Raw genomic sequence first — 23,073 nt, forward strand, 5'->3', positions numbered from 1 at the left:
TGGCCTCGACCGGCGCGTCGTTCAGAGCCCGATTCGGAGCCCGTCGCTCGCGACCTCGACGTCGCCCTCGAACCCGGCCTCGCGGACGCTTCGGATCATCTCGCGCTCTCTGCCGCCCGTGTGCGGGTAGAGGTGCGACAGCAGGAGGGTATCGACGTCGACCCCCGCGAGCGACTCACCCAACTCGGTGGGGTTCGGGTGGTTCGACACGCTCGTCCCGTCCGGGAACGAGCAGTCGTGGACGAGCACGTCGCTCCCGTCGGCGAACGACGCCATCCCCGCGAATGCCTCGGTGTCGCCCGACAGCGTGAGCGGGCCGTCGGCGGGGTCGATATCGGTGCCCGGCGGCGAGAAGCGGTACGCGAGTCCGTCCATCGAGTGACGGGTTTCGCGGGCGGCGACGTCGAAGCCGGCCGCCACGAACGGACGCGTCGCCGACACCTCCCGGACCGCGAGGTCGACCCGACCCTCGAGGTAGTCGTGCACGTCGAGGAGGCCGTCGACGAGCGATTTGGTCCCCGCGGGACCGACGACCTCGAGGTGTTCCGCGCCCGCCAGCCATCGGGCCTTCAGGAGCGGGAGCAGCGCCGCGACGTGGTCGAGGTGGTGATGCGTGAGGAGGACCGTCGAGACCCCCTCGTAGCCGGTCTCGGTGGCGGCGAGTCGCTGGAGGACGCCGCTCCCGCAGTCGACGAGGAGCGATCGGTCGCGATCGTCGAGGAGGTACCCAGCCTGCGCGCGCTCGGGGACGGGCATCGCGCTGCCGGAGCCGAGGACGGTGAGTTCCATGCGGCTCACTTGATCAGGAACACCGGGACTGTCGCGTCGTCGGCGACGCGGTCCGAGACGCTGCCGAGCGACCGGATGCGCTCGCGCGGCGACTTCCCCTCCGGACTCATCACGATCACGTCGATCCCGTTCTGATCGGCGTACGAGACGATCTCCGTGTCGGGCGTCCCTCTGGCAATATGCGTCTCCACGTCGAGACCGGCCGCCTCGGCACGCTCGGCGACCGCAGCGACCGCCGTCTCGCCTTGCGCCTCTAGGTCCGCGACGACCTCGTCGTGGAGTTCGCCGGAGTTCGCGGTCGTGACTCGCTGGTCGACGACGTACAGCGCGTGAACCGTGGCGTCGTGGTCGCTCGCCAGCCGAACTGCGTGATCGAGCGCGCGGTCGACCGCCTCACTTCCGTCGGTCGGGACCAGGATGTCGTCGTACATACCCACCGGTTCGAGCGGCGACCCATTAACGATGGGGCATCGCACCCGAGCGCCGGGAACGCGGCCCGCCGATCACCCCGCCGGTCTACGTCTACTCCGTCCGCCACGGCCCGCCGATCTCCTGGCGCCGCATCGACTCCGCCTCGCCGTCGCGGAAGACGCTCACACGCCCCGTCTCCTCGCTGAGCGTCACCGTCGCCACGACCTCCGGCCGGACCGAGGTCTCGATCGCGCTCATGTGTCGCGACCCCATCCACGGCTCGTAGCTCACGTCGTCGACGAGGCCGGACTCGCCGCTCCGGGTGCCGAGGTCGCGGAACCGGACCATCTGCTCCTCTATCTCGCCGTCGACCGCGACAACGACGCCGCCGTCCTGCTCGACGCTCACCGGACCGACGGCGTCGACGAACGCCTCCTCGTCGAACACGGACGCGCAGCTCTCGCGGGGCCATCGGTTGTCGCCCATCGCGTCGGCGTACGCGCCGAAGTCGCGGTCGGCGACGACCGCGAAGTACAACCCCGGCCCCTTGACGTGCGGCTCCTCCCACCCGTCGAACTCGACGCTGACGTGCTCGGCGCAGTAGGTCAGCCGATCGACGACCTCCCGGACTCGGTCGTGGGCGCTGTATTCGATCGCCAACCGACTCATCCCCCCGCCCCGACCCGCCACGCCTGCATCTGCTGAACTGTCATACCTACGAGAACGAGACGAGCACCTAAAATGGCTGTCGTGTCGGCCTCGCCGACGCCGGACCGATCCGTTCCGCGTTCGGGCCCCGATCTTACGGCAGGAACAGTCGCGCGTCGAACCGGTCCGCTCGAACGAGGCCGACGCCGAACGCGGCGGCGACGGCTACCGGGAGGAGGTTGCCGTACCAGAGGTTGATCCCGCCCCAGAGGATCACGAAGCTCACCATGTCGTCGAGCATGAAGTCGCAGTCGTACAGCCGGTCGCGAAGCGTCGTCCCCGCGAACGCCCGGTCGAGCGTGACGACCGCGACGGTCGCCGACACCACCCAGCCGGCGTAGTTCGAGAGCGGGACGCCGTAGAAGCTCCCGCCGCCGAAGCTCCAGAAGCCGAGCGACACCGCCCCGGGGTCGAGGACCACGTCCATCGCGACGACCGCGGCGATCACCGACGCCAGCCGGAGCCAGCCGTTCGACGCGCGCGACCCGAGGAGGAGCAGACACAGGAGGTACGCGTTGACCACGAGCGGGATGAAAAAGACCGGGAGCGCGACCGGGACGCCGCCGAGCATCGGCCCGAGGTCGACGGTGTACTCGAAGGTGCCGTACGGCCACCCCGTGGCGACGCCCACCAACTCGATGACGTAGGTGTACGCGATCAGGACGCCGATCCACCCGAGCGCGCGGCGGTCGATCGCAGGTAACACGCCGACGACGAGCGGCGAGCGCATCACCAGCACGCCGAACAACACGAACCACGGGTTGAAGGCGAACGGCTCCGGCACCCACCCCTCTGCGCTGCCGACGAGCGCGAACGCGCCGACGAGCGGGAACAGCACGGCGATCGTGAACCGATTCTCGCGGACGGTCCGGTCGAGCAGTGCCTCGGTCCCGCGGCGGGTGTCGGGGAGCCGTGCGAGAAGCGCATTCGCGGTCGCTGTCGCCGACTCGGAGGACTCGTCGCTCACGCGAGCACCTCCGTGATCGGGTAGACACGCCAGAGGCCCCCCATCGCCAGCAGGGTGCCGACGGCGGTGTTGAGCGCCGGGAACCACCAGTAGGCACGGTCGACCGACACGGACGACGCGGCGACCCATGCGACGAAGAGCGGGTAGACGCCCAGCAGCGCACCCAGTCGGAGGTCGACCGCGGCGAACGCGGCCGCGGCGGCGGCCCAGCACGCGAAGCAGTAGGCGTACGTCCGCCGCTCGCCGAGCAGGGTCGCCGTCGTCCGGATCCCGGCCGCGCGGTCCGGTTCGATGTCCGGAATCGCGGAGAACGTGTGCATTCCCATCGTCCAGAGCCACGCGCCCGCGAGCGCCGCGGTCGGGGGGTGGCTCCCCGCGACGGTCGCATACGCGGCCGCGCCGGGGAGGACGTAGAGGCCGTTCGAGATGGAGTCGAGGAACGGCGTCGTCTTGAACCGCACCGGCGGTGCGCTGTACCCGACCGACAGCAGGAGGAAACCGGCGAGGTACGGCCACGCGACCCGCGGCGTGACCGCGAAGGTGGCGAGCCCCGCGAGCGCTGACGCGAGCACCGCGACGGCGACGAGGCGACTCCCCCGCCACCGGGCCTCGCGGTCCTCCTTCTTGGGGTTCAGTTCGTCGATGTCGGCGTCGAACGCGTCGTTGACGCCGTAGAGGAAGACGTTGGCGGGCACGAGGAAGTACGCCGCCAGCGCGACCGTCGTCGGCGTGAACAGTTCGCTCACGTCGCTGATGCCGTAGGTGACACCCACCGCGACCGGCCCCGCGAGGTACAGCCAGAAGCGTGGTCGCGACAACACCAGCAGGTAGCGGAGGTCAGCGGCGATCGATCCTCGATCGGTATCGGTCGCTGTGTCGGTCACGGCGTCAATCACGTCGGCTTCGAGACCGCCTCGGCCGTCAGCTGTCCGCTGATGAGACACATGGGGACGCCGATGCCGGGCGTCGTCGTCGACCCCGTGAAGTAGAGGCCGTCGACCTCGTCAGAGGCACGCGAGGGCCTGAGCAGCGAGGTCTGTCGCAGCGTGTGCGCCAGTCCGAGCGCGCTCCCCTGGTAGCTGTTGTACCGGTCGGCGAAGTCGTCGACGCAGAACGTCTCCTCGAAGACGATCCGGTCGCGGAGCTCCGTCCCGGTGTTCTCGGCGATGTCGTCCAACACGAGGTCGCGGTACTCCTCGCGCAGTTCGGGCGTGTCCTCCAGCCCCGGCGCGATAGGCACCAGCGCGAAGAGGTTGCTGTGGCCCTCCGGTGCCACCGTGTCGTCGGTCTCGGAGGGGACACAGAGATAGTACGCCGGATCGTCGGGCCACGACGGGTCGTCGAAAATCTGCGAGAAGTGGTCGTCCCACGCCGTCGGCAACACCAGTGTGTGGTGTTCGAGGTTCGGCACGTCACCCTCGACGCCGAGGTACAGCAGGAACGCGGAGGGGGCGTACGTCCGCGACTCCCAGTACTCCTCGGTGTACTGTCGCTTGCGCGGCGGTAACAGCTCCTGTTCGGTGTGCGCGTAGTCGGCGTCGGAGACGACCAGATCCGAGAGGTAGCGCTCGCCGTCGGCGGTGTCGACCGCGAACGCACCGTGGCGCCCCTCGATCCCCGTCACTTCGGCGTCGGTGACGTACTCCACGCCGAGGTCATCGCCGAGTTCGACGATGCCGTCGACGACGGCGCCGATCCCTCCTTCGGGGTAGTAGACGCCCATGTTGTAGTCCACGTGGCTCATCAGGTTGTACAGCGCCGGCGTGTTGTGCGGCGAGCCGCCGAGGAACACCAGCGTGTACTGCATCAGCTGCTGGAGCTTCGGGTGGTCGAAGTACTCCTCCACGTGTCCCTGCATCTTCCCCAGCAGCGAGAGTCCCCACGAGTACCGGAGTACGTCCTTGTCGACGTAATCGCGCAGCCGCGGGCGGTCCTCGTACACGAAGTGCTCCATCCCGATCTCGTAGGTGCGCTCGGACTCATCGAGGTACGCCTCGAACGCCTCGCCGGCTCCGGGCTCGTACTCCTCGAAGAGTCGTTTGTTCTTCTCGCGCTCCGGGAGCACGTCGACCTTGTCGCCGTCCTTCCAGAACACGCGGTAGTGTGGGTCGAGCCGCTCCAACTCGTAGAACTCGTCGGGAGAGCGTCCGAAGTGGCCGAAGAAGCGCTCGAACACGTCCGGCATCAGATACCACGAGGGGCCCATGTCGAACCGGAAGCCGTCCGCCTCCAGCCGACTCGCACGCCCGCCGAGCTGCTCGTTCTTCTCCAAGAGGGTCACCTCCGCGCCGGCGTCCGCGAGGTAACACGCTGTCGAGAGACCGCCGAATCCGCCGCCGATCACGACGACGGATTCGCCGGCAAAGGCGTCGATATCCGGGGCCACGTCCATGCGATCGTATAGGGACGGTGTCGGTATAAATGCCGGCCAGACGCGGCGAGTGGGTACGCCTAAGTCGACAACGCTCGTAGTGATTTCCATATGGAACCGACGGTTGCGATCACCGGGGCAACGAGCGGAATCGGGCGGGCGGTCGCCGCGGCGTTCGTCGACCGAGGAGCGTTCGTCGCGGTCTCCGGCCGCGACGGTGACGCCGTCGATCGGACCGTCGCGGAACTGAACGCCGGTGCGGCCGAGGCGGGGGACGGCGGGAGCGACTCCACCGAAGGCGAATCTTCCGAGGACGAGACCGCCGGCGTCGCGTGGGGCGAGCGCGTCGACGTCCGCGACGAGTTCGACCTCGAGGGCTTCTTCCAGCGGGCCGCTCGGGAGGGCGGACCGATCGACGTCGTGTTCGCGAACGCCGCCGTCTTCCACGGCGGTCCCGGAAAGAGCCCGACGGACGAGATCTCGTACGCCGACTACGACGACACTATGCGGACCAACACTCGCGGCGTGTTCGCGACGGTCGCCGAGGCGGTCCCGCACCTCGCCGACGACGCGCGGGTACTCGTCCCCTCGGGGTCGGTCGCCCACGAGTCGAAGGCCGGGATGGGCGCGTACGCGGTTTCGAAGGCGGCGGCCGAGGCGGTCGCGCGGGGATTCGCCGCCGACCTCGACGCGACCGTCGGCGTCGTCGATCCGGGGCTCGTCGCGACCGACCTCACCGGGATGGAGCGCGCTCGCGACCCCGCGAGCGTCGCGCCACTGTTCGTCTGGGCGGCCACCGAGGCGCCAGCCGACGAGTTGAACGGGGGTCGGCTCGGGCTCCGCGAGTGGAAGTCGGCGACGCGCTGAGCGGCGGGTTTCGAGTCGAGAGGGCCCCGGCGAGGGGCCGCCGAGGTGGACAGACCCAAGCCGCCGCGGTTCGTAGCCCCGCCGATGCGATCACGACTCCGGGCCGTGGCCCGCCGACTTAGGGCGGCGCTCTCGCGGCTCGGTGACTTCACGGCCGACGCGCTCGACCGTGCCGGCGTCATCGACCGCGACCGGTTCGTCGAGACGCTCGACCTGGCGTGGCCCCGGATCGTCACCGGGTTCGCCATCATGTCGAAGAACACCGTCGACCTGGCGGTCGTCGGCATCGCGCTCGGCGCGCCCTCCGTCGCCGGGCTGGCGTTCGCGTTCGCCTACTGGCAGCTCGCAAAGTTCGTCTCCATCGGCCTCGCCGGCGGGACGGTGTCGCTCGTCTCGCAGAACTACGGCGGCGGCGAGGGCGACCGCGCCGCGCTCGTCGTCAAGGCGTCGCTGCTCGTGTCGCTGGCGCTCGTCGTACCCATTATCGCGGGCTTCGTCGCGTTCGCGGAGCCGCTGATCGCGCTCGCGGGCGGCGAGGGGACCGCGCTCCGGGCCGGGAGCGTCTACCTCGCCGTCACCGCGCCGGCGCTCGCCTTCGAGTTCTTCAACATGATCGCGAGCCGCACCTACGCCGGTGTCGGGGACACGTTCACGCCGATGGTCGTCCGTGCCGGCGGCGCCCTCCTCAACGTCGCGCTCACCGTCTGGCTCGTGCTCGGCGTCGGCCTCGGCGTGCTCGGCGCCGGTCTCGGCACCGCCGTTTCCATCGTCTTCGTCGGAATCACGCTCTCGTGGGGGATGACCGGCCGGTCGTACTTCGGTCGCGGCGCCTCGCCGGTCCCGGTCGGACGCGACGGGCCGTGGATCGACGGCGACCTCGTCCGCCAACTCCTCCGCGTCTCCGCGCCCCTCATCGGGCGTCGGGTGGCCGAGGGAATCGCCGTCTTCCCCCTCCTCTGGATCGCCTCCTCGTTCGGCTCCGCGACCGTCGCCGCTCTCGAAGTGGGGCGCCGCGTCCGGGCGCTTCTCGGGAGCTTCAGCTGGGGATTCTCCATCGCCGCGAGCACCCTCGTCGGTCAGCGGCTCGGCGCCGGCGAAGAGTCGCTCGCGACCGAGTACGGCCGGGACGTGATCCGGCTGTCGGCGCTGGTCTACGTGCTCGCGTCGGCGGCCGTCATCGCGTCGGCCGACCCGATCGCCCGCGTGTTCGTCGACGAGCCGGCGGCCGTGACGGCGACGGCAGCGTTCGTCGTCGTCGCCGCGATATCGGCGGTGCCACTCGGCATCGACGGCTCCGTGACGGGGTCGCTCCGGGGGGCCGGCGACACCCGGTGGCCGTTCCTCGCGTCGATGATCGGGCTATACGTGGTGGCGCTTCCCGCCGCGCTGCTCGGACTGGTGACGCCACTCGGCGTTGCCGCGCTGTACGTGGCGGTGATCGCCGAAAAGCTGGTGCCGGCCGGCCTCAACCTCGCGCGGTTTCGGTCGAACCGGTGGCAGGCCGTCAGCCGGCAGTACCGTCCGGCCGCGGCTGACGGCGACGCGTCGGTTGACGACGGGCCGTCGACGGACTGACCGCCGGCGCGGGCGGTCTCGTACCGATATCGGTCGATTCGGTCCGGACCGTCACGCTCCGATTCGTTACTGGTCGTCGTCCGCGACCGATTCGAGCACTTCGACGCTGCCGGTGAGCTGCCGGTGGACGTACGGCATGTCGATGCCGGCATCGTCGAACGCCTCCTTGACGGCGGTGACGTACTCGGAGCGCACCCGGACGAAGTCGCCGCGATCCGGGTCGGCGATCCACCAGCGCGACTGGAGCCCCACGGCCGAGTCGCCGAGTTCGACGAGTCGGACCGAGACGCCGGGGTCGTCGAGGATATCCGGGTGAGCTTCCGCCTTCTCGACGATGATGTCGGTCGCCTGCGCGATGTCGTCGTCGTAGCCGATGCCGAAGACGAACTTCTGACGCAGCGTCTCGTACGCGACCGGATTGGTGACGGCGTTGTTCGCGAGGTCGCCGTTCGGCACCGTGATCCGCTCGTTGTCGAACGTTCTGACCCGCGAGACGCGAAGGTCGATGTCCTCGACGCGCCCGCTGTTGCCGTCCCACTCGATCCAGTCGCCGACCTCGAACGGCTTGTCCTTCAGGATGAATATCCCCGCGACGAAGTTGCCGAGCAGGTCCTGCGCGGCGAAGCCGACCGCGAGCGCGATGGCGCCGCCGAAGACGGCGAACGCCGAGAGGAACGCGCCGTAGCCCGCCATCGTGAATCCGATGGCTATCGCCGCCACCCAGACGACCGCGTTCGCCACGCTCGACCCGAGGCTGCGAACGGCCTCGTCGAAGCCCCGTGATCCCAACACCCGGTTGACCGCCGGGACGAGCAGGAACTTTCCGAGCAGCAACACGCCGACGAACCCGACGAGGAACAGCGCCACGGAGAGCAGAATCCCCGTCAGGGCCGCACTCAATCCGGCACCGCCGAACTGTAGTGGTACCATCACCCCGTTATTGGGAAGTGTATATAAAGAAACTACTGACCGCGCAGTTGTTTATCGGCGGTCGATCACCGCGGGGACGCTCAGTCGCTCCGCACCGCGAGCGGTCCGTTCCCTCTGGCGACGCCGCGGAGTCGCCGCCCGTGAGCGTCGTCCGCGCGGATCCGATCGCGGACCGCCTGGGGGATCCACGCATCGCGTCCGGTCGGCGCCGGGGCGGGGTCGACGCCCGCCGGGCGGACGTCGTCCGGGAGGTACCGCGCGTAGGTCGGGAGGCGTTCGCGCAGGGCCATCCCGCCGGCGTCGGCGACCGCTCTGAGACCGTCGAGGTCCGGCCACGCGTAGGCGGGGTTGATGTAGTCGTCAGTCACCGGCGAGACGCCGCCGAGGTCGTCGATTCCGCAGTCGACGAGGTCGGCCGCGGGCGAGAGGTTCGGCGGTACCTGCACGGACACCTCCGGCGGGAGCGCGGTCCGGGCCATCGCGACGACGCGGCGCATCGTCGCCGTGTCCGGTTTCGCGAACGCCGACCGCTCGTTCGGGACGACGTTCTGCACGATCACCTCCTGCACGTGGCCGTGACGCTCGTGCAGTTCGCGGATCGCGAGCAGGCTCTCCGCGCGGTCGCGCCATCCCTCGCCAATGCCGACGAGGATGCCGGTGGTGAAGGGGACGCCCTGACGGCCCGCCGCCCGGACCGTGTTGAGGCGCTGGCCGGGGGTCTTGCGCCGTCCGCCGCTGTGGGCGTCGACCTCGGCGGTCGTCTCCAGCATGACGCCCATCGAGGCGTTCACCTCCCGGAGCGTCGAAAAGCGCGCCTCCGTGAGGTCGCCGGGATTCGAGTGGGGCAGGAGCCCTTCCTCCAGAGCGATCTCGCAGGCCCGATACAGGTAGTCGTGAATCGAGTCGAACCCCCACTCGGCGAGCGTCTCGTGAACCGCGACGTACCGCTCGTCCGGATCGTCACCGAAAGTGAACAGCGCCTCCGTGCAGCCGGCGTCGGCGCCGACGCGGCAGCGCTCGCGGACCTCCTCGGGGGAGAGCAGGGATGCCTCGCCCGGCACGTCGTAGTAGGTGCAGTAGGTGCAGGTGTACCGGCAGGCCGTTGTCAGCGGGATGAAGACGTTCCGCGCGAAGGTGAGCCGCTCGGCCGGGTCGACGTCGGCGGGCGTCACCGACAGCAGTTGCTCGACGCGGTCGGCGTCGATGGACAGGTCGATCCCGTACGCCTCGGCACCCGTGAACACGTTCGCCTCTCACGCGGGGGCCTCAAAAAGGATCGCGGTCGCGGATCCGCGCGCCGGCGTCTGCGGGTTTCGTCACTCGCGTTCAACTGTCAATCGCGTTCAACGCCGACCCGACCGTCCGTCGCGTCGAGTGCGAACCCCGCGTCGCGGAGCCACCGCGCCGCGCTCCCGCCGCCCCTCTCGTCCGCCTCGGCGTGGATCAGCACCTCAGCGAGGTCGTCCGGCTCGTCCACGTCGGTTGCGAGCCGGTAGGAGTCGACGACCGCGACGCTCGCACCGACCGCCGCAGCGTTCCGGCGGTGATCGAGGTAGGAGGCGCCGTGGTAATCGACCCGGAAGTCGGGATGGCTCGTGACGAACGCGTTCGTCCCGCCGCCGCGACCGGGCGCGACGGCGACGTCGGTCTCTCGTCCGGCCGCGAACAGTTCTCCGAGCGCCGCAGGTGTTGCGAGCGCGAGGTCGGCCATGACGACGGCGACGGGGTCCGGCTCATTCGACCGCTCACTGAACCGCTCTTCAAGCGCTGCGTTGACGGCGGGCGTCAGGGGACGGTCGTCGACGTCCACGGGGCACGGGAGGTCACCGTCGACCGGCGCGGTGGCGAGCACTCGCGGGTCGCCGCCGGCGGCCGCTATCGTGTCGAGAACGTCGCGAAGCATCGCCAGCGCGAACGCGGCCCGCTCGTCGGGGTCGAGAACCCCGGAGAGTCGCGACTTGGGGCGGTCGGTCGAAAACGGGACGATGACCTCCATCTGGAGGGTCGCCTTAGAACAGGGATTCCAGCTCGTCGCTGTCGTCGCTGACGAGCTCGTCGAGGTTCTCGTCGCTCTCCTGACGGATCTCGTCGAGGTTGTCCTGCGCCTCGATGGCGACCTGCTGGAGCTCCTTGATCCGCGGGACGTTCGTCACGCCCGCCAGCAGGATCACGGTCGCGACGAAGCCGGCACCGCGGTACGGGTAGTCGCCACCGCGAACCTCCATCGAGCCGGTCTGCTCTTCGAGCCACTTCCGCCCGCGCTCGATACCCTTCCGGTTGAGGTACTCCGGCGGTCCGGCGAGCACGAGCAGCGCGCGCTCCGCGCCCTCAATTTCGCAGGGGAGCGTGAGCCGCCCCAGCGCCGCCTTCCGGACGAGGCTGGTGATGCGGTTCGTGGTGTGCGCGCTGTCCAGTTCGTCGCCGTCGTCGTCGTTGCGGAGCCGCGAGAGCAGCCCGCCGGAGGTGCGCTCTTCGACCTCTTCTTCCGCGTAGCCGACGGTGGAGACACCGCCGCCCGAAAGCGTGTTGATGATCTCGGAGGAGTCGACGACGCTCTCCGCGACCTCTTGGCCCTGCTGGATCTCGCCGGCGCCGAAGAGGATGCCGAATCGCCGAACGATCTCGTCGTTAATGTCCGCGTAACCGCCCTGGACGGACTCGCCCGTCTTCCGCCAGGAGTCGTTGTCGAACACCATCAGGTTGTCAACTTCGTGGACGAACGTCTGGAACGAGCGGGCGGCGTTGAGCGTGTAGATACCGCCCTCGTCGCTGCCCGGCAGGATGCCGAGCCCGTAGACTGGTTCGGTGTAGATCCGCTTGAGGTGCTTCGCGAGCACCGGCGCGCCGCCGGAGCCGGTCCCGCCGCCGAGCCCGGCGACGACGAGGAACGCGTCGACCTCGTGGACCGGGATCGAATCGATGGCACCCTGCACCTCGTCGATGTCCTCCTCGGCAATCTCCGCGCCGAGCTCGTTGTCCGCGCCGACCCCGTGGCCCTTCACCCGGGACTGCCCGATGAGTACGCGCTGGTCCTCGGCGATGTGCTCGAGGCCCATGAGATCGGCCTTGGCCGTGTTCACGGCCGCGGCCGCCCGGACTATCTCCGAGCCCGTCCGCTTGTCGTACTCCAGGAATTTATCGACGACTTTTCCCCCCGCCTGTCCGAATCCAATCATTGCAAGTTTCATCGTGTGCTCCCTCCGCCTTTGAAATGAACAGAACGTGATGTCATATTTAAACCTTCGGTTGCCGTTACCATCGCTGATATCCATCTCCTTGAAACGAGCCGTGCCGTGAGAGCGGTTTGGATCTCCTTACCGCCCCTTCGTCCAGCGATCGGCCCGCTCATTGGACACCGAGGTATTCGGCGAGCGTGGTCAGTTCCTCCGGGTCGACGTCGAAGGCGACGACGTCGTTGTCGGCGGTCGTGTTGTCGAACTGTAACGACCGGTACTGGTCGGGTCCCATCGGGAAGCCGGGGATGGCACCGAGCACCGACAGCCCAATCTTGGCGAGTGGCATCGGCAGTGAGACGATGGTGACGCCCTTGCGTTCGGCCTCGTACACGAGGTCGGTCACCTGCCGGAGCGTCAGCGTCTCCGGGCCGCCGATCTCGTAGGTCTCGCCGACGTGTTCGTCGTCCTCCAGGGCGGCGACCAGCATCGGCACGAAGTCCTCGACGTGGATGGGCTGGAACCGCGTCTTTCCGCCGCCCGGAAGTGGGTACAGCGGGACGCCGGGCGCGAACATCCGCTTCAGCCGCTTGGTGAACGAGACGAACTCTCCTCCCTCACCGAAGACGACCGAGGGCCGGAAGATCGTCCAGTCGAGGTCGCTCTCGCGCACAATCTCCTCCGCCTGTCCCTTCGCGCGGATGTACGCCGTCTCGCCCACCGGGTCCGCGCCGAGCGCGCTCAGTTGAACGAACCCCTTGACGTCGCCGGCCTCGGCGGCGTTCACCAGGTTCTCGGTTCCGCCCCGGTGGATCCGGTCGTGCATCGCGTTCCCGCCTTTCGGCTCGAACAGCGGCGAGAGGGCGACCAGGTTCACCACGGCGTCTCGGCCCGCGACCGCCCCCGCGACCGAGTCGTACTCCGTCACGTTCCCGACGACGAGGTCGACGCCTTCCGGCGTCTCGCTGTCGGAGCGGGCGAGGGCCGTCACGTCGTGGCCGCCCTCGACGAGCGCCCGACAGAGGTACGACCCGATAAATCCGGTCCCGCCTGCTACTAAGATATCCATGTCCGTTTAAACGTGAGGCGGCCCCGTAAACCTACCGCGAGACTGGGTGCTCACGCGGACGCGCCTTGGGCCGTACGGCGCTCGTGGAGGCGCTCCGCGGTGTCTCGATTTCCGTCCGATCTCACGCTGTGTCCGCGTCCGGCACGGTTAACACCGGAACCGGCGCGGTTCGCACGGTGCGCTCGGCCACGCTCCCGAGGAGGTAGCGCTCGACGCCCGTCCGACCCCGCGTGCCCATCGCCACGAGGTCGACGTCGTGGTCCGCGAGGTACGCCTGGATTACGCGGGCAGGTGACGACCCGGCCTCAACGTGTTCGACCGTCTCCACGCCCGCCGCCTCGGCGACGGCGGCGGCCGCGTCCACGAGTTCCTCGGCCGACGACACGAGCGACTCGATTCCCGAGTACGCCTCTATCCCGAGGCCGCCGAGGTCGACGACGGAGAGCACGTGCAGCGTCGCGCCGCTTCGGGCCGCGAGCGCCACCGCGCGGTCGAGGGCCGCGTCGGCGCACTCGCTTCCGTCGACCGGGACGAGGATGTCCCGATACGGATACGCTATCGGTTCGCCGCCCGGCTGAATGCTGAGGACCGGGACGCTCGACCGACGAACGACGCGTTCGGTGGTACTCCCGAGTAGTAGCCGGTCCAGTCCCGTTCGGCCGCGCGTGGGAATCGCGATCACGTCGATCGCGTGGTCCGACGCGTACGCCGTGATCGTCTCGGGGACGCCGCCCTGTAACACCGCCGTCACCGTCTCGACGCCGCGTTCTGCGGCCCGCTCCGCGGCCGCTTCGACCACCTCCTCGCCCTCTCGTTCGAGCACGTCTATCACCGTTCGTCCGATCCGCGTGACGCTGTCGTGGGTCGTGTCGGCGACGTTGAGCAGATGGACCGTCGCCCCGTGGTCGGTCGCCACGTCGAGGACGTGGTCGAACGCCGCTTCCGCTCCGTCGCTGCCGTCGGTCGGGAACAGGATCCGGTCGAACATGCGCGCACAGTCGCGTCCGACCGACAAAAAATGCCCGTGCGGCTGGGTGAATCCCCGTCCGGCGCTGCGGTCTCCTCGCTCGCGATCGCCTCGGTTTCGATTCCGAGCGATTCGGTTGCGAACTACTCCCCGGCGTCCTCGTCGCCGTCGGTCTCCGCGTCGCCGTCGTCGAACGGTTCGATCCGAACCGTCGATATCCGGACACCGTCGACGGCCGTGACTTCGAAGCGGTGGCCGTCGGCCTCGACGACGTCGCCCACCTCTGCCGTGCGACCGAGTCCGTCCAGCACGAGTCCGCCGAGCGTCTCGTACCCGTTGCGCTCGAGATCGGTTCCGAGGGCGTCGTTGACGGCGGAGAGCGAGACGGAGCCGTCGGCCTCGTAGCTGCCGTCCTCCTGCGCTCGGATCGTGTGTTCGCCGCGGTCGGTATCGAACTCGTCGCGGAGGTCCCCGACGAGCGCCTCCATCACGTCCTCGACGGTGACGATGCCCTCAAAGGCGCCCCACTCGTCGACGACTGCGGCCATCTGACGTTGCTCCTCGCGGAACTGGACGAGGAGGTCTCCGATGGCGGTCGTCTCGGGGACGACGACCAGTTCCCGGGCGAGATCCGCCGCCGTCGCCGCCTCGTCGCCGGCCTCGCCGGCGCGCAGCACGTCCTTCACGTCGACGAAGCCGATCACGCGGTCGGCGTCCGCGTCGGCCACGACCGGGTATCTGGTGTGTCCGGTTTCCAGTACGGTGTTCCGGATCTCCGGCAGCGCTCGCTCGGCGGGGAGCGTCACCACGTCGGGCCGTGGCACCATCACCTCGCGGGCGACGGTGTCGTCGAGTTCGAAGACGCTCTCTATCATGTCGACTTCGCCCTGGTCGACGTGACCGGCCTCGCCGGAGCGCGCGAGGACGCGCCGGATCTCGCGCTCTTGCATCGTCTCGTCGGTCTCGGAGGCGGGCGGAATGCCGATGGCCCGCGTGAACAGGTTCGCGGTCCCGTTGAAGACGACGATGCCGGGCGCGAAGAGGTAGTACGAGAGCTTCATCGGCGGGGCGAGCAGCAGCGCCATCCGCTCCGCCTGCGCGATAGCGATCGTCTTCGGCGCCAGTTCGCCGAACACCACGTGGAGGAACGTGATGACGCTGAATCCGATCGCGAACGAGACGAGGTGGACGGCGCTCTCCGGCAGGAGCGACCCCAGCGCCGGCTCGATGAGGGCGGCTACGGCCGGCTCGCCGATCCACCCGAGCCCGAGCGAAGCGATCGTTATCCCGAGCTGCGTCGCGGCGAGGTAGTCGTCCAGGCCCTCCATCACGTCCTGTAGCGCGCCCGACCCGGCGCGTCCCTCCTCGACGAGCTGCTCCACGGAGGTCGATCGGACCCGAACGAACGCGAACTCGGAGGCGACGAAGAAGCCGTTCAGAACCACCAACACCAGTGCTCCGACCACTCGGGCGACGGACACCGCGACGGCTACCATCGGTGCCTCCGTGTCGGCGGCGATGCGGGGGAGTTGCTACCCATGTCGATGACTCACCGCCGGGGCACTAAAAATGGCGGCGTGGGTCGTCGACCACGACGCGGCGGCCACCCTCGGGGACCGACGCCGAACTCGGACCCGTCGGTCCGTCCCGGAACCCGGGCCGTTTATTCCCCGGCGCGTCCGAGCGCGACCATGCTGATCACGCTGGAGGGACTCGACGGGAGCGGGAAGACGACGGTGTGGGACGCGCTCCGGGAGCGTTACCCCGACGCGACGTTTACCCGCGAGCCGACCGACAGCTGGTACGGCGAAGCGGTCGACCGCTCCATCGCGGCCGACGACGCCGACCCCCTCGCGGAGCTGTTCCTCCTGACCGCCGACCACGCCAACCACCTCTCTGGGACGGTTGCGCCCGCCCTCGCCGACGGCGACCTCGTCGTCTCCGACCGCTACTCCGACTCCCGGTTCGCGTACCAGGCCGCGACGCTCGACGCGAGCGACGTCTCTCTCGACGTTCCCGATACCCTCGAATACATTCGGGCGATCCACGCGCCCTTCTCTCGACCGCCCGACGCGACGATATACCTCGACCTGGACGCCCGCACCGCCGCCGAGCGCGCGGGGCGCACGAACAAGTTCGAACAGGACGGCTACCTCGCCGCGGTCCGCGACAACTACGAGCGGCTGATCGACGCGGAGCCGGACCGGTTCGTACGCGTCGACGCGACGCGGTCGCCCGAGGCGGTTTTGGCCCGCGTCGCAGCGGTCGTCGCGGACCTGGTCGACGCGGAGTCGTAGTCGCTTACTGCGTGTCCGGAAGCTCGTACTCGTCCGGCGAGGGCACGTAGAGGTAGTCGATGGCTGCGCCGAGCACGACCGGGAGGAAGACGAGTAGCCCGACCAACACTGTCGGACTCCCGAGGTTGACGCCGGCGCCGACGTTGAAGACGCCGGTGAATACGAGCATCGAGATCAGCAGGAGCATCGGTGTCAGGACGATCGTGTACACCACCGCCCCCCACGATGTCGACAGCCGAAGCCGGAAGAAGCGGGTCGTCACCCCGGCGACCAGCGTGTGCAACGCCACCAGCGCGAGGAGGCTGACGAACCCGATCAGCGCGAGCATACCCTCCGTACGGGCTCCCGGCATTTGCCCCTATCGGCCCGCCGCTCCGCGATCAATGTTTAAAAGCAACAGCGGTCGCCGCGCGGCAACCTTTTTAAATAAGACGCCGCAGCCCGGTCAGAACCCGCCGTCGTTGCCCTGCTGGCGCGCCGACGACAGCAGTCCGGCCACCGGATCGGTGTACTCGTATCCGGGGATCACGCCCTGCACGTAGGTCCCTTCGACGAAGTTGATCAGGGCTCCCGCGTCGTTCACGCCGCGCCGCTCGTTGATATCGGTCAGTTCGAAGTCGATGACGATCTCGCCGTCGTCGACCGCGACGACCGGATCGAACTCGTGTTCGCCGCGGGTGACGCCGCCGACGTCGACGACCCGGAGTTCGAACGTCTCCGTCCATCCCTCCTCGACCACGTCAGCGACCTCGTCCGCGGTGGTCGCGGAGAGGGTCGGCACGCGGACGGTCACCGCGAACCGCGTCCGGCCGTCCGCGGCCGGCTCGGCGCGAACCCGCCCGTCGAACGCGGTCGTTTCCGAGGTCCACACGCCCTCCCCGTCGGCGGGCTCGAAGGAGCCGTGATCCGCGAACGCGCGACGGACTCGACCCGGCAGCTCTGTCTCGCTCATACATCGGGAAAGGCGCGGCGCGACCAAAAGCGCGTTGCGTCTCCAGTAGTGGCACGCGGGGCCGGTACTGGTGCGATTTTGTACCTGGCCCGGCGACAGGTGGTATGGCAGCGCAGTTTCTCTCGACCGAGGCGCTCGTCGAGGCGCTCGCGGACGCCTCGTTCGACCGCCCGCCGGCCCTCGTCAGCAACGCCCACGTGACCGGACTCGCCGTCGCCCGCGCGCTCGACGCTCACGACGTGCCCGTGATCGCCCTCGACCGTGCCGGCGAGGGCGGCGCGGTCGACACCGCAGCGGGCGACGCGTCCGCCGCCGTCCGCCACGACGGCCTCGCACCGCCCTCCGACGCCGTGGACTACGCGGGCGCCGTGACCTACCCCCTCGATGACATCGAGGGATTTCGCGAGGACGTAGAGGCGGTCGTGGACGCCGCTGGCACCGACGCAGTCGCCTTCGGCTGCATGGACGAGTGGGCGCTGGCGTACGCCGAGGCCGACCCCGACGGCGTCCGGCTCCCGTTCTCGGGTATCGACACCCTCGACGACGTGTTGAACAAGTCGGCGCTGTACGCGACCTGCGAGGCGCTCGGCGTGCCGTACCCCGAGACCTATCGGTTGGCGGAGACCGCTGCGGCGGCGACGCGAGCGCCGGACGCGACGGTCGACGAGGCCGCCGCGGCGCTCGGCTTCCCGCTGGTGGTGAAACCCGAACTCAAGCGCGACTTCGAGGAGGCGTTCGGCACCAACGTCATCGAGGTCGCCGACCGCGAGGAGTTCGCCGACGTGGTGGCGGCCGCCAGCGACGCTGGGATCGCCGTGATGGCCCAGAAGCGCGTCGATATCGCGACCGGCCGGGATCACTCGCTGGCCTCGTACGTGCCCCCGTCCGGGACCGACGACGCGCTCGCCGTCGTCGGCAACGCGGCGGTCCGGTACCCGCAGCAGTTCGGTACCTCCTGTCTGGTCGAGACGGCCGACGAGCCGGCGATTCGGGAGCGCGCGCTCGCGGTGCTCGACGACGCGGGCTACCACGGCATCAGCGAGGCGGAGTTCGTCTACGACGCCGACCGCGACGAGTTCCTCCTGCTCGACGTCAACACGCGACCGTGGAAGTGGATCGGGATGCCGGTCGCCGCGGGGGCGAACCTCCCGATGGCCGCCTACGCCTCGGTCACCGACGTGCCGTACGAGTCGCGAGGCGTCGAGCCGACGCGGTGGGTGTTCCTCAGTGATTACCTCTCGCTGCTCGCGGGCGACGACGCGTTCTGGGACCAACTGGCGCCGGCCGACTGGCGGCGGCTCGTCTCCGGCGCGTTCGAGCGCGAGGGCGACCTGACGACCGGCGTCTACCGTCCCTCCGACCCCGGCCCGGCCGCGAAGCTGTTCGAGACGGAGTTCGCCGATCGCGACTACTACTGCTCCTGTTGAGCGGGCGGCGGCCCGGACGCGCGGTCGGCGGTCGGGATTTTTACCCGCACGCCGTGATTTCAGCCCATGACCGGTTCGCTCTCCCCGCCGCAGTGGCTGATAGACGTCCTGTCGACGTACAACCAGGTGCTGGCGGAGCTGTTCTGGTTCGTCGTGGGGTTCGGGATCGTCTATCTCGTCGGCCAGACGTTTCTCACCCCGCTCGTCACTCGGATCATCCGGTCGCGCAACCGAAACAACCCCACGATCGAGACCGCGGCGAAGACGTATCTCCGGGTGGTGCTGATCGGGTTCGCGACCCTCACGGGCATCATCGCCGCCGGCTACGGGCGGGTGCTCTCCGAGTCGGCGGTCATCATCGCGGCCATCACGTTCGCGCTCGGTATCGCCGGACAGCAGGTGTTCGGGTCGCTCATCAGCGGGATGTTCCTCGTCGCCGACCCGGACTTCAACGTCGGCGACTGGATCGAGTGGCCGGACGGAAGCGGCACCGTCGAGGCGGTCGACTTCCGCGTCACTCGGGTTCGGACGCCGGACAACGAGACGATCTCGATCCCTAACACGGAGCTCACGACCAACGCGATCACTCGCCCCTACGGTCGGACCACCTATCGGGTCACGGAACAGGTGTTCGTCGCCTACTACGAGGACACCGAGCGGGCACTGCTGGAGCTACAACAGGTCGTCTCGAACCTCGACACGGTGCTCGACGACCCGGCACCGAACACCCGCGTCACCGAACTCGGGGAGAACGCGGTCGAGATTCAGGCGGAGTTCTGGATCAACGATCCGAGAAACAAGGACGTGTTGACGCTCCGCTCCGACTTCCGCCGACTCGTGAAGCGGCACTTCGACGAGGAGGGTATCACGCTCGCGCCGCCGTCCGGGCAGATGCTCTCGGGTGAACTGACTGTGACGGAGCGTCCGGACGGGTCGACCGATTCGCGCGCGACGCGAGAGTGACAGCGACGACGGACAAATGAAAGAACAGCGGCGTCAATACCACCGCAGTCGCCCGATTCGCACGGGCGTCGTTACGAGGACGACGGCGACATCTGGATGTTGAGGCTCTTCTGGACGAGCTGGGTGAACGCCATCGAGCACAGGAAGTACCAGAGGATCCACATCTGGATCGGGCCGACGATTCCCGTGTCCCACGTGACGGTCCCGGCGAGCGGCACGATCAGCTCCTGGGCCGCGACGTCCGGGTAGGCGGTACTGGAGCCGCGGTAGCCGATTACCCAGAACATCCACAGGAACGCGGGGATGGTGAGGAACATGATCCACACCATCGGGCGGAACTGCTCTTTGAACATTCCGAGCTGGTCGCCCATCGCGTCCATCTGCTCCTCCTGAATGGCGTCTAACGCCTCGTCGTCGTCGCGGTCTTTCGCGTCCTTGCGCCGCTCCTGGATATCCTTCATGCGGTCCTGGTACTGGCTCATCTTCTCCATGTCCATGAGCCCCGCGCGGAGCAGCGTGGAGTACATCCCGGTCCCCAGCGCGATCACCATGATGACGACGTAGAAGGGGACGACGTTCAGCAGCGGCCCGAGAACGATGTCGAGCGCGCCTGCGATCGTGTCACGGACGGGACCGACCGCGTAGCCGACGAAGGCGCCGAGGGTCGCGACCGCGGCGAGTTTGTCCCACTTCGACCACGAGGTCGTCTCCGGCGTCTCGATGTCGCCGCCGCTACCGACGCCACCATCGCTCTTTTCGCTCATTCCCGCTTCGATCTCGTCCGGGTCGGCCAGCGCGAAGCCGGCCTCGCCGTCGATGAGGATCTCCTTCTCGATGAGGCGGCCCCACTGACCGCTGGTGATCTCGTCGCGGACGTCGACCCACTGGACCTCGCCGTCGGTAGCGCGGTCGAGGACGACCTCCAAGGCGTCTCGCATCTCGCCGTCCTCGCTGACGAGCGAGCGGACTCTTCGTTCGACCTTGCTCATTAGCGGGCGATTAGCAGCCGACGGTTAAGAACCTTGTAGGATCGGTGTCGGCTTACGCCTCGACGACGTCGCGGATCCGATCGAAGACCTCGTCCGGCGTCGCCTCGCCGTCGACCTCGACGAGGACGCCCTCGTCGCGGAAGTGGTCGACCACGGGCTCGGTGTTGTCGTAGAACACCTGGAGGCGCTCGCGGGCCGTCTCCTCGGTGTCGTCCTCGCGCTGGATCAGCTCTCCGCCGCACTCGTCACAGACGCCCTCCTCCGCCGGCGGCTGGAAGTCGACGTGGAAGTTCGTGCCGCAGTCGGCGCACACCCGGCGGCCGGTGAGCCGGTCGACGAGCACCTCCTCGTCGACGTCGAGGTAGATCACGGCGTCCAGATCGGTGATCTCCGAGAGGTACTCGGCCTGATCGAGGTTGCGCGGATAGCCGTCGAGCACGAAGCCGTCGGCGTCGTCGAGCGCGGCTTGGACGATCTCGTTGACGACCGGGTCGGGGACGAGGTCGCCCGCCTCCATGAACGAGCGCGGCGTCCCGTACTCCGTCTCCATGTCCTTGTTCGCGCGGAGCGCGTCGCCGGTCGTGACGTGTTCGACGCCGTACTCCTTGGCTATCTTCGCGCTCTGCGTCCCCTTTCCGGCGCCGGGCGCTCCCAGCAGCAGGATGCGATGACTCATACCGGAGCGCTCGCTCGCCGCACGTAAAGGCTTGAAGATCCCGGCGAGCGAGGGGCGCCGCGTACGGCGTGCCGGAGGGGTGGACTCCCGGCGCTACGCCTCGTCCGCGTCGCTTTCAACCGCGTTTTCCGCCCCCTCGTTCAGGCGGAGGCCCATCTCCAGTTCGAAGCTTTCCGCGTTCGAGGTCTCGAAGCCGATCTTCTTGTACAACGAGACGGCCGCTCGGTTCCAGCGTTCGACGGTGAGCCACACCTTCTGGATTCCCTGTGCCTGGCCGTAGCCGAGCAAGCCGCGAATGAGGTGGGTACCGATCCCGGCCCGCTGGTACGTCTGGTGGACGAAGATCGCCAGTTCGTACGCGTCGCCGTCGGGGACCAGCGTCGCGTGACCGGCGATCTCGTCGCCGTACCACGCGATCACGTTGTAGCAGTCGTCCGTGAGGATCGCGTCCAACCACTCCCGGATACGCTTTTCCCCGCCCGGCGGGATCCCCTGCGCCCGGTCCGCCGGGTCGAACGAGTCGTACATCTCGACGAGCGACTCGTACCCGGCCTCTGACCCGTCGTACGCTCGGATCTCGACGGTCCGATCTTCCCGATCTGTGAACTCGGTCGGCGGCGTCGGGAACGCGTCGGCCACCGTGTCCGGGTAACGTCGGTCGCTCATCTGACTAACCTGACCGACGTCTTGGCGTTCAACAGCACAAATTCGGCGATCGGTCCGATCGTGATCTTCCCCATCGGGCTCGTGTGACCGCCGCCGAGAACGATCTCGTCGAACCCCTCGCGCTCGGCGATCTCTACCAGCTGGCTTCCCGGGTCGCCTCCGACTCGCCTGATGTCGGCGTCGATCCCGCGATTGTCGATCGCGTCGCGAGCGCGCTCCATCACGTCGTCCGGAGAGACCGACGAGTCCTCGTTGTCGACAACCGCGATCGTGAGGTCGTCGTCCGCGACCGCTGCTCGGTCGACGGTCCGCTCGAGTGCGCGAAATGAGTCGTCGCTGCCGCCGATCCCGCAGAGTATCTTCATACGGTGCACGTTCACTCGACGGTACAAAAATGGATCTCCGCGGTCGTGCTCGCTCCCGACCGCCGTCAGCGACAACCCTTTTGTTCAGGGGGTCGGCTTTATCCGTATATGACTGACCAACCCGGTCCCGCGTCGGACGAGGGGTCGGACCCCGTCCGCGAGTCGCCGACCGACGGCGAGGGGGCTCCGGGGTCCACCGACGAGGCCGTCGCCCCGAACGAGGCCGCTGGCCCATCCGACGACGACGCGAGCGACGACTCGCCCGTCGTCGGCGACACGAATCCCACGGGCGGCGCAGGCGTCGATTCGGACGGTGACGCTCCCGAGGATGAGGCGTTCGGGGGCGACGCTCCCGAGGATGAGGCACCCGACGTCCCGCCGGAGGTCCGCAAGTACGAGCGGTTCAAGAAGATGGACGGCGCCCGCTATGAACGCGTCAACGAGTTCCTCCGCGATCGGACGTACATCACCGCCCGCGAATGGGCCATCGCGCGGCTCTGTGCTGACTTCCGCACCGAGACCGGCGTCGAGATGACGAAGATCGGCGAGAACCTCCCGGCGCTCGTCCCCTTCATGACCGACACGTACACGCCGCAGGCGGTGAATCAGGCGCGCTACGCCTTCGAAGAGAAGGTGACGAAGGCGGGTGCCACGTTCCTCTACGGGGCGATGTCCGGTTTCTTCACCGCCGAGGACTTGGACGAGATGATGTATGAGGTGACGGAGGTCGCGAAGTTCCTGCTGGAGGTCGAGGGTGTCGACTTGGCCGTCGCCGACGAGTTGGAGGCCGAAGACCGGATCAGCGAGGTGATGCGAGAGGTGCGCGCCTCCTCGGCTGACCTCCGCGGCGAGGAGGTCCGATGCCCCGAGTGCGGCCACGTCCACGAGCCCGCAGAGGAGCGTTGATGACA

General features: G+C 68.6%; 25 protein-coding genes. 6 read left to right on the plus strand and 19 right to left on the minus strand.

Features of this window, described 5'->3' with window-relative positions; all coding sequences use genetic code 11:
• Nucleotides 1–21 precede the first annotated feature (21 nt).
• The 6 genes from ACNS84_RS08800 to crtID form a co-directional block, all read right to left on the minus strand.
• Nucleotides 22–789 carry an MBL fold metallo-hydrolase gene (locus ACNS84_RS08800; protein WP_435074718.1) on the minus strand — a complete coding sequence of 256 codons (768 nt, stop codon included), beginning with the start codon at nt 787–789 and terminating at the stop codon, nt 22–24.
• A gap of 5 nt (nt 790–794) precedes the next feature.
• A complete protein-coding gene (locus ACNS84_RS08805) occupies nt 795–1,220 on the minus strand; it encodes a universal stress protein (protein ID WP_435074473.1) in 426 nt (141 codons plus the stop codon).
• A 91-nt stretch (nt 1,221–1,311) separates the two neighbouring features.
• Nucleotides 1,312–1,869: a hypothetical protein gene (locus tag ACNS84_RS08810; protein WP_435074474.1), complete on the minus strand. Its 558-nt coding sequence runs from the start codon at nt 1,867–1,869 to the stop codon at nt 1,312–1,314.
• Nucleotides 1,870–2,002: 133 nt separating this feature from the next.
• A complete protein-coding gene (gene cruF, locus ACNS84_RS08815; protein WP_435074475.1) occupies nt 2,003–2,875 on the minus strand; it encodes a bisanhydrobacterioruberin hydratase in 873 nt (290 codons plus the stop codon).
• Nucleotides 2,872–3,771: a prenyltransferase gene (locus ACNS84_RS08820; RefSeq protein WP_435074476.1), complete on the minus strand. Its 900-nt coding sequence runs from the start codon at nt 3,769–3,771 to the stop codon at nt 2,872–2,874. Before ACNS84_RS08820 ends, cruF begins: the two co-directional genes overlap by 4 nt.
• Complete coding sequence (gene crtID / locus ACNS84_RS08825) at nt 3,768–5,267, minus strand: bifunctional phytoene desaturase/3,4-desaturase (protein WP_435074477.1); 1,500 nt, start codon at nt 5,265–5,267, stop codon at nt 3,768–3,770. The genes ACNS84_RS08820 and crtID overlap by 4 nt, the downstream gene beginning before the upstream one ends.
• A 90-nt stretch (nt 5,268–5,357) precedes the next feature.
• Between crtID and ACNS84_RS08830 the strand changes: the two genes are divergently transcribed.
• Both ACNS84_RS08830 and ACNS84_RS08835 read left to right on the plus strand, forming a co-directional pair.
• A complete protein-coding gene (locus ACNS84_RS08830; protein WP_435074478.1) occupies nt 5,358–6,113 on the plus strand; it encodes an SDR family oxidoreductase in 756 nt (251 codons plus the stop codon).
• Nucleotides 6,114–6,218: 105 nt separating this feature from the next.
• Entirely contained in the window at nt 6,219–7,688 is a 1,470-nt protein-coding gene (locus ACNS84_RS08835; protein ID WP_435074719.1) for an MATE family efflux transporter, read from the plus strand.
• A gap of 66 nt (nt 7,689–7,754) precedes the next feature.
• Here the strand turns inward: ACNS84_RS08835 and ACNS84_RS08840 are convergent, their stop codons facing one another.
• The 7 genes from ACNS84_RS08840 to ACNS84_RS08870 form a co-directional block, all read right to left on the minus strand.
• Nucleotides 7,755–8,618 (minus strand): mechanosensitive ion channel family protein, encoded by an 864-nt coding sequence (locus tag ACNS84_RS08840; protein ID WP_435074479.1) that lies wholly within the window; start codon nt 8,616–8,618, stop codon nt 7,755–7,757.
• A gap of 80 nt (nt 8,619–8,698) precedes the next feature.
• Entirely contained in the window at nt 8,699–9,862 is a 1,164-nt protein-coding gene (gene cofG, locus ACNS84_RS08845) for a 7,8-didemethyl-8-hydroxy-5-deazariboflavin synthase subunit CofG (RefSeq protein ID WP_435074480.1), read from the minus strand.
• A gap of 89 nt (nt 9,863–9,951) precedes the next feature.
• Nucleotides 9,952–10,614 carry a 2-phospho-L-lactate guanylyltransferase gene (gene cofC / locus ACNS84_RS08850; protein WP_435074481.1) on the minus strand — a complete coding sequence of 221 codons (663 nt, stop codon included), beginning with the start codon at nt 10,612–10,614 and terminating at the stop codon, nt 9,952–9,954.
• Nucleotides 10,615–10,627: 13 nt separating this feature from the next.
• On the minus strand, nt 10,628–11,806 hold the full coding sequence (locus ACNS84_RS08855; RefSeq protein ID WP_435074482.1) for a tubulin/FtsZ family protein: 1,179 nt from the start codon (nt 11,804–11,806) through the stop codon (nt 10,628–10,630).
• A gap of 157 nt (nt 11,807–11,963) precedes the next feature.
• Nucleotides 11,964–12,860 (minus strand): complex I NDUFA9 subunit family protein, encoded by an 897-nt coding sequence (locus tag ACNS84_RS08860; protein ID WP_435074483.1) that lies wholly within the window; start codon nt 12,858–12,860, stop codon nt 11,964–11,966.
• A 121-nt stretch (nt 12,861–12,981) separates the two neighbouring features.
• Nucleotides 12,982–13,848, minus strand: coding sequence for a universal stress protein (locus tag ACNS84_RS08865; RefSeq protein WP_435074484.1), 867 nt, complete (start codon nt 13,846–13,848; stop codon nt 12,982–12,984).
• Nucleotides 13,849–13,970: 122 nt separating this feature from the next.
• On the minus strand, nt 13,971–15,323 hold the full coding sequence (locus tag ACNS84_RS08870) for a hemolysin family protein (RefSeq protein ID WP_435074485.1): 1,353 nt from the start codon (nt 15,321–15,323) through the stop codon (nt 13,971–13,973).
• A 195-nt stretch (nt 15,324–15,518) separates the two neighbouring features.
• Here ACNS84_RS08870 and tmk point away from each other — a divergent pair, with 195 nt between their 5' ends.
• Complete coding sequence (gene tmk, locus ACNS84_RS08875) at nt 15,519–16,124, plus strand: dTMP kinase (protein ID WP_435074486.1); 606 nt, start codon at nt 15,519–15,521, stop codon at nt 16,122–16,124.
• 4 nt (nt 16,125–16,128) lie between these two features.
• Here the strand turns inward: tmk and ACNS84_RS08880 are convergent, their stop codons facing one another.
• Both ACNS84_RS08880 and ACNS84_RS08885 read right to left on the minus strand, forming a co-directional pair.
• Nucleotides 16,129–16,452, minus strand: coding sequence for a DUF7991 family protein (locus ACNS84_RS08880; RefSeq protein WP_435074720.1), 324 nt, complete (start codon nt 16,450–16,452; stop codon nt 16,129–16,131).
• A 117-nt stretch (nt 16,453–16,569) separates the two neighbouring features.
• Nucleotides 16,570–17,076 (minus strand): DUF5813 family protein, encoded by a 507-nt coding sequence (locus ACNS84_RS08885; RefSeq protein ID WP_435074487.1) that lies wholly within the window; start codon nt 17,074–17,076, stop codon nt 16,570–16,572.
• A 104-nt stretch (nt 17,077–17,180) separates the two neighbouring features.
• On the opposite strand from ACNS84_RS08885, the gene ACNS84_RS08890 reads away from it, so the two are divergent.
• Nucleotides 17,181–18,503, plus strand: coding sequence for a carboxylate--amine ligase (locus tag ACNS84_RS08890; protein WP_435074488.1), 1,323 nt, complete (start codon nt 17,181–17,183; stop codon nt 18,501–18,503).
• Nucleotides 18,504–18,569: 66 nt separating this feature from the next.
• A complete protein-coding gene (locus tag ACNS84_RS08895) occupies nt 18,570–19,466 on the plus strand; it encodes a mechanosensitive ion channel family protein (RefSeq protein ID WP_435074489.1) in 897 nt (298 codons plus the stop codon).
• Between the two features lie 71 nt (nt 19,467–19,537).
• On the opposite strand, the gene ACNS84_RS08900 is transcribed toward ACNS84_RS08895, so the two are convergent.
• The 4 genes from ACNS84_RS08900 to ACNS84_RS08915 form a co-directional block, all read right to left on the minus strand.
• A complete protein-coding gene (locus ACNS84_RS08900; protein ID WP_435074490.1) occupies nt 19,538–20,455 on the minus strand; it encodes a DUF106 domain-containing protein in 918 nt (305 codons plus the stop codon).
• Between the two features lie 52 nt (nt 20,456–20,507).
• Nucleotides 20,508–21,131: an adenylate kinase gene (locus ACNS84_RS08905; protein ID WP_435074491.1), complete on the minus strand. Its 624-nt coding sequence runs from the start codon at nt 21,129–21,131 to the stop codon at nt 20,508–20,510.
• Nucleotides 21,132–21,224: 93 nt separating this feature from the next.
• Complete coding sequence (locus tag ACNS84_RS08910) at nt 21,225–21,797, minus strand: GNAT family N-acetyltransferase (RefSeq protein ID WP_435074492.1); 573 nt, start codon at nt 21,795–21,797, stop codon at nt 21,225–21,227.
• Nucleotides 21,794–22,162 carry a universal stress protein gene (locus ACNS84_RS08915; protein WP_435074493.1) on the minus strand — a complete coding sequence of 123 codons (369 nt, stop codon included), beginning with the start codon at nt 22,160–22,162 and terminating at the stop codon, nt 21,794–21,796. The genes ACNS84_RS08910 and ACNS84_RS08915 overlap by 4 nt, the downstream gene beginning before the upstream one ends.
• Nucleotides 22,163–22,270: 108 nt before the next feature.
• On the opposite strand from ACNS84_RS08915, the gene ACNS84_RS08920 reads away from it, so the two are divergent.
• Nucleotides 22,271–23,068, plus strand: a complete 798-nt coding sequence (locus ACNS84_RS08920) for a DUF5806 family protein (RefSeq protein ID WP_435074494.1) — start codon at nt 22,271–22,273, stop codon at nt 23,066–23,068.
• Nucleotides 23,069–23,073 lie beyond the last annotated feature (5 nt).

Origin of the sequence: Halorubrum wangae, assembly GCF_051194135.1 — an archaeon.
GTDB lineage: Archaea > Halobacteriota > Halobacteria > Halobacteriales > Haloferacaceae > Halorubrum.

Coding starts and splice junctions, on each gene's coding strand:
- ACNS84_RS08800 (WP_435074718.1), bottom strand. CDS start 789: ATGGAACTCACCGTCCTCGGCTCCGGCAGCGCGATGCCCGTCCCCGAG.
- ACNS84_RS08805 (WP_435074473.1), bottom strand. CDS start 1,220: ATGTACGACGACATCCTGGTCCCGACCGACGGAAGTGAGGCGGTCGAC.
- ACNS84_RS08810 (WP_435074474.1), bottom strand. CDS start 1,869: ATGAGTCGGTTGGCGATCGAATACAGCGCCCACGACCGAGTCCGGGAG.
- crtID (WP_435074477.1), bottom strand. CDS start 5,267: ATGGACGTGGCCCCGGATATCGACGCCTTTGCCGGCGAATCCGTCGTC.
- ACNS84_RS08830 (WP_435074478.1), top strand. CDS start 5,358: ATGGAACCGACGGTTGCGATCACCGGGGCAACGAGCGGAATCGGGCGG.
- ACNS84_RS08840 (WP_435074479.1), bottom strand. CDS start 8,618: ATGGTACCACTACAGTTCGGCGGTGCCGGATTGAGTGCGGCCCTGACG.
- cofC (WP_435074481.1), bottom strand. CDS start 10,614: ATGGAGGTCATCGTCCCGTTTTCGACCGACCGCCCCAAGTCGCGACTC.
- ACNS84_RS08855 (WP_435074482.1), bottom strand. CDS start 11,806: ATGAAACTTGCAATGATTGGATTCGGACAGGCGGGGGGAAAAGTCGTC.
- ACNS84_RS08860 (WP_435074483.1), bottom strand. CDS start 12,860: ATGGATATCTTAGTAGCAGGCGGGACCGGATTTATCGGGTCGTACCTC.
- ACNS84_RS08865 (WP_435074484.1), bottom strand. CDS start 13,848: ATGTTCGACCGGATCCTGTTCCCGACCGACGGCAGCGACGGAGCGGAA.
- ACNS84_RS08870 (WP_435074485.1), bottom strand. CDS start 15,323: ATGGTAGCCGTCGCGGTGTCCGTCGCCCGAGTGGTCGGAGCACTGGTG.
- tmk (WP_435074486.1), top strand. CDS start 15,519: ATGCTGATCACGCTGGAGGGACTCGACGGGAGCGGGAAGACGACGGTG.
- ACNS84_RS08880 (WP_435074720.1), bottom strand. CDS start 16,452: ATGCTCGCGCTGATCGGGTTCGTCAGCCTCCTCGCGCTGGTGGCGTTG.
- ACNS84_RS08885 (WP_435074487.1), bottom strand. CDS start 17,076: ATGAGCGAGACAGAGCTGCCGGGTCGAGTCCGTCGCGCGTTCGCGGAT.
- ACNS84_RS08890 (WP_435074488.1), top strand. CDS start 17,181: ATGGCAGCGCAGTTTCTCTCGACCGAGGCGCTCGTCGAGGCGCTCGCG.
- ACNS84_RS08895 (WP_435074489.1), top strand. CDS start 18,570: ATGACCGGTTCGCTCTCCCCGCCGCAGTGGCTGATAGACGTCCTGTCG.
- ACNS84_RS08900 (WP_435074490.1), bottom strand. CDS start 20,455: ATGAGCAAGGTCGAACGAAGAGTCCGCTCGCTCGTCAGCGAGGACGGC.
- ACNS84_RS08905 (WP_435074491.1), bottom strand. CDS start 21,131: ATGAGTCATCGCATCCTGCTGCTGGGAGCGCCCGGCGCCGGAAAGGGG.
- ACNS84_RS08910 (WP_435074492.1), bottom strand. CDS start 21,797: ATGAGCGACCGACGTTACCCGGACACGGTGGCCGACGCGTTCCCGACG.
- ACNS84_RS08915 (WP_435074493.1), bottom strand. CDS start 22,162: ATGAAGATACTCTGCGGGATCGGCGGCAGCGACGACTCATTTCGCGCA.
- ACNS84_RS08920 (WP_435074494.1), top strand. CDS start 22,271: ATGACTGACCAACCCGGTCCCGCGTCGGACGAGGGGTCGGACCCCGTC.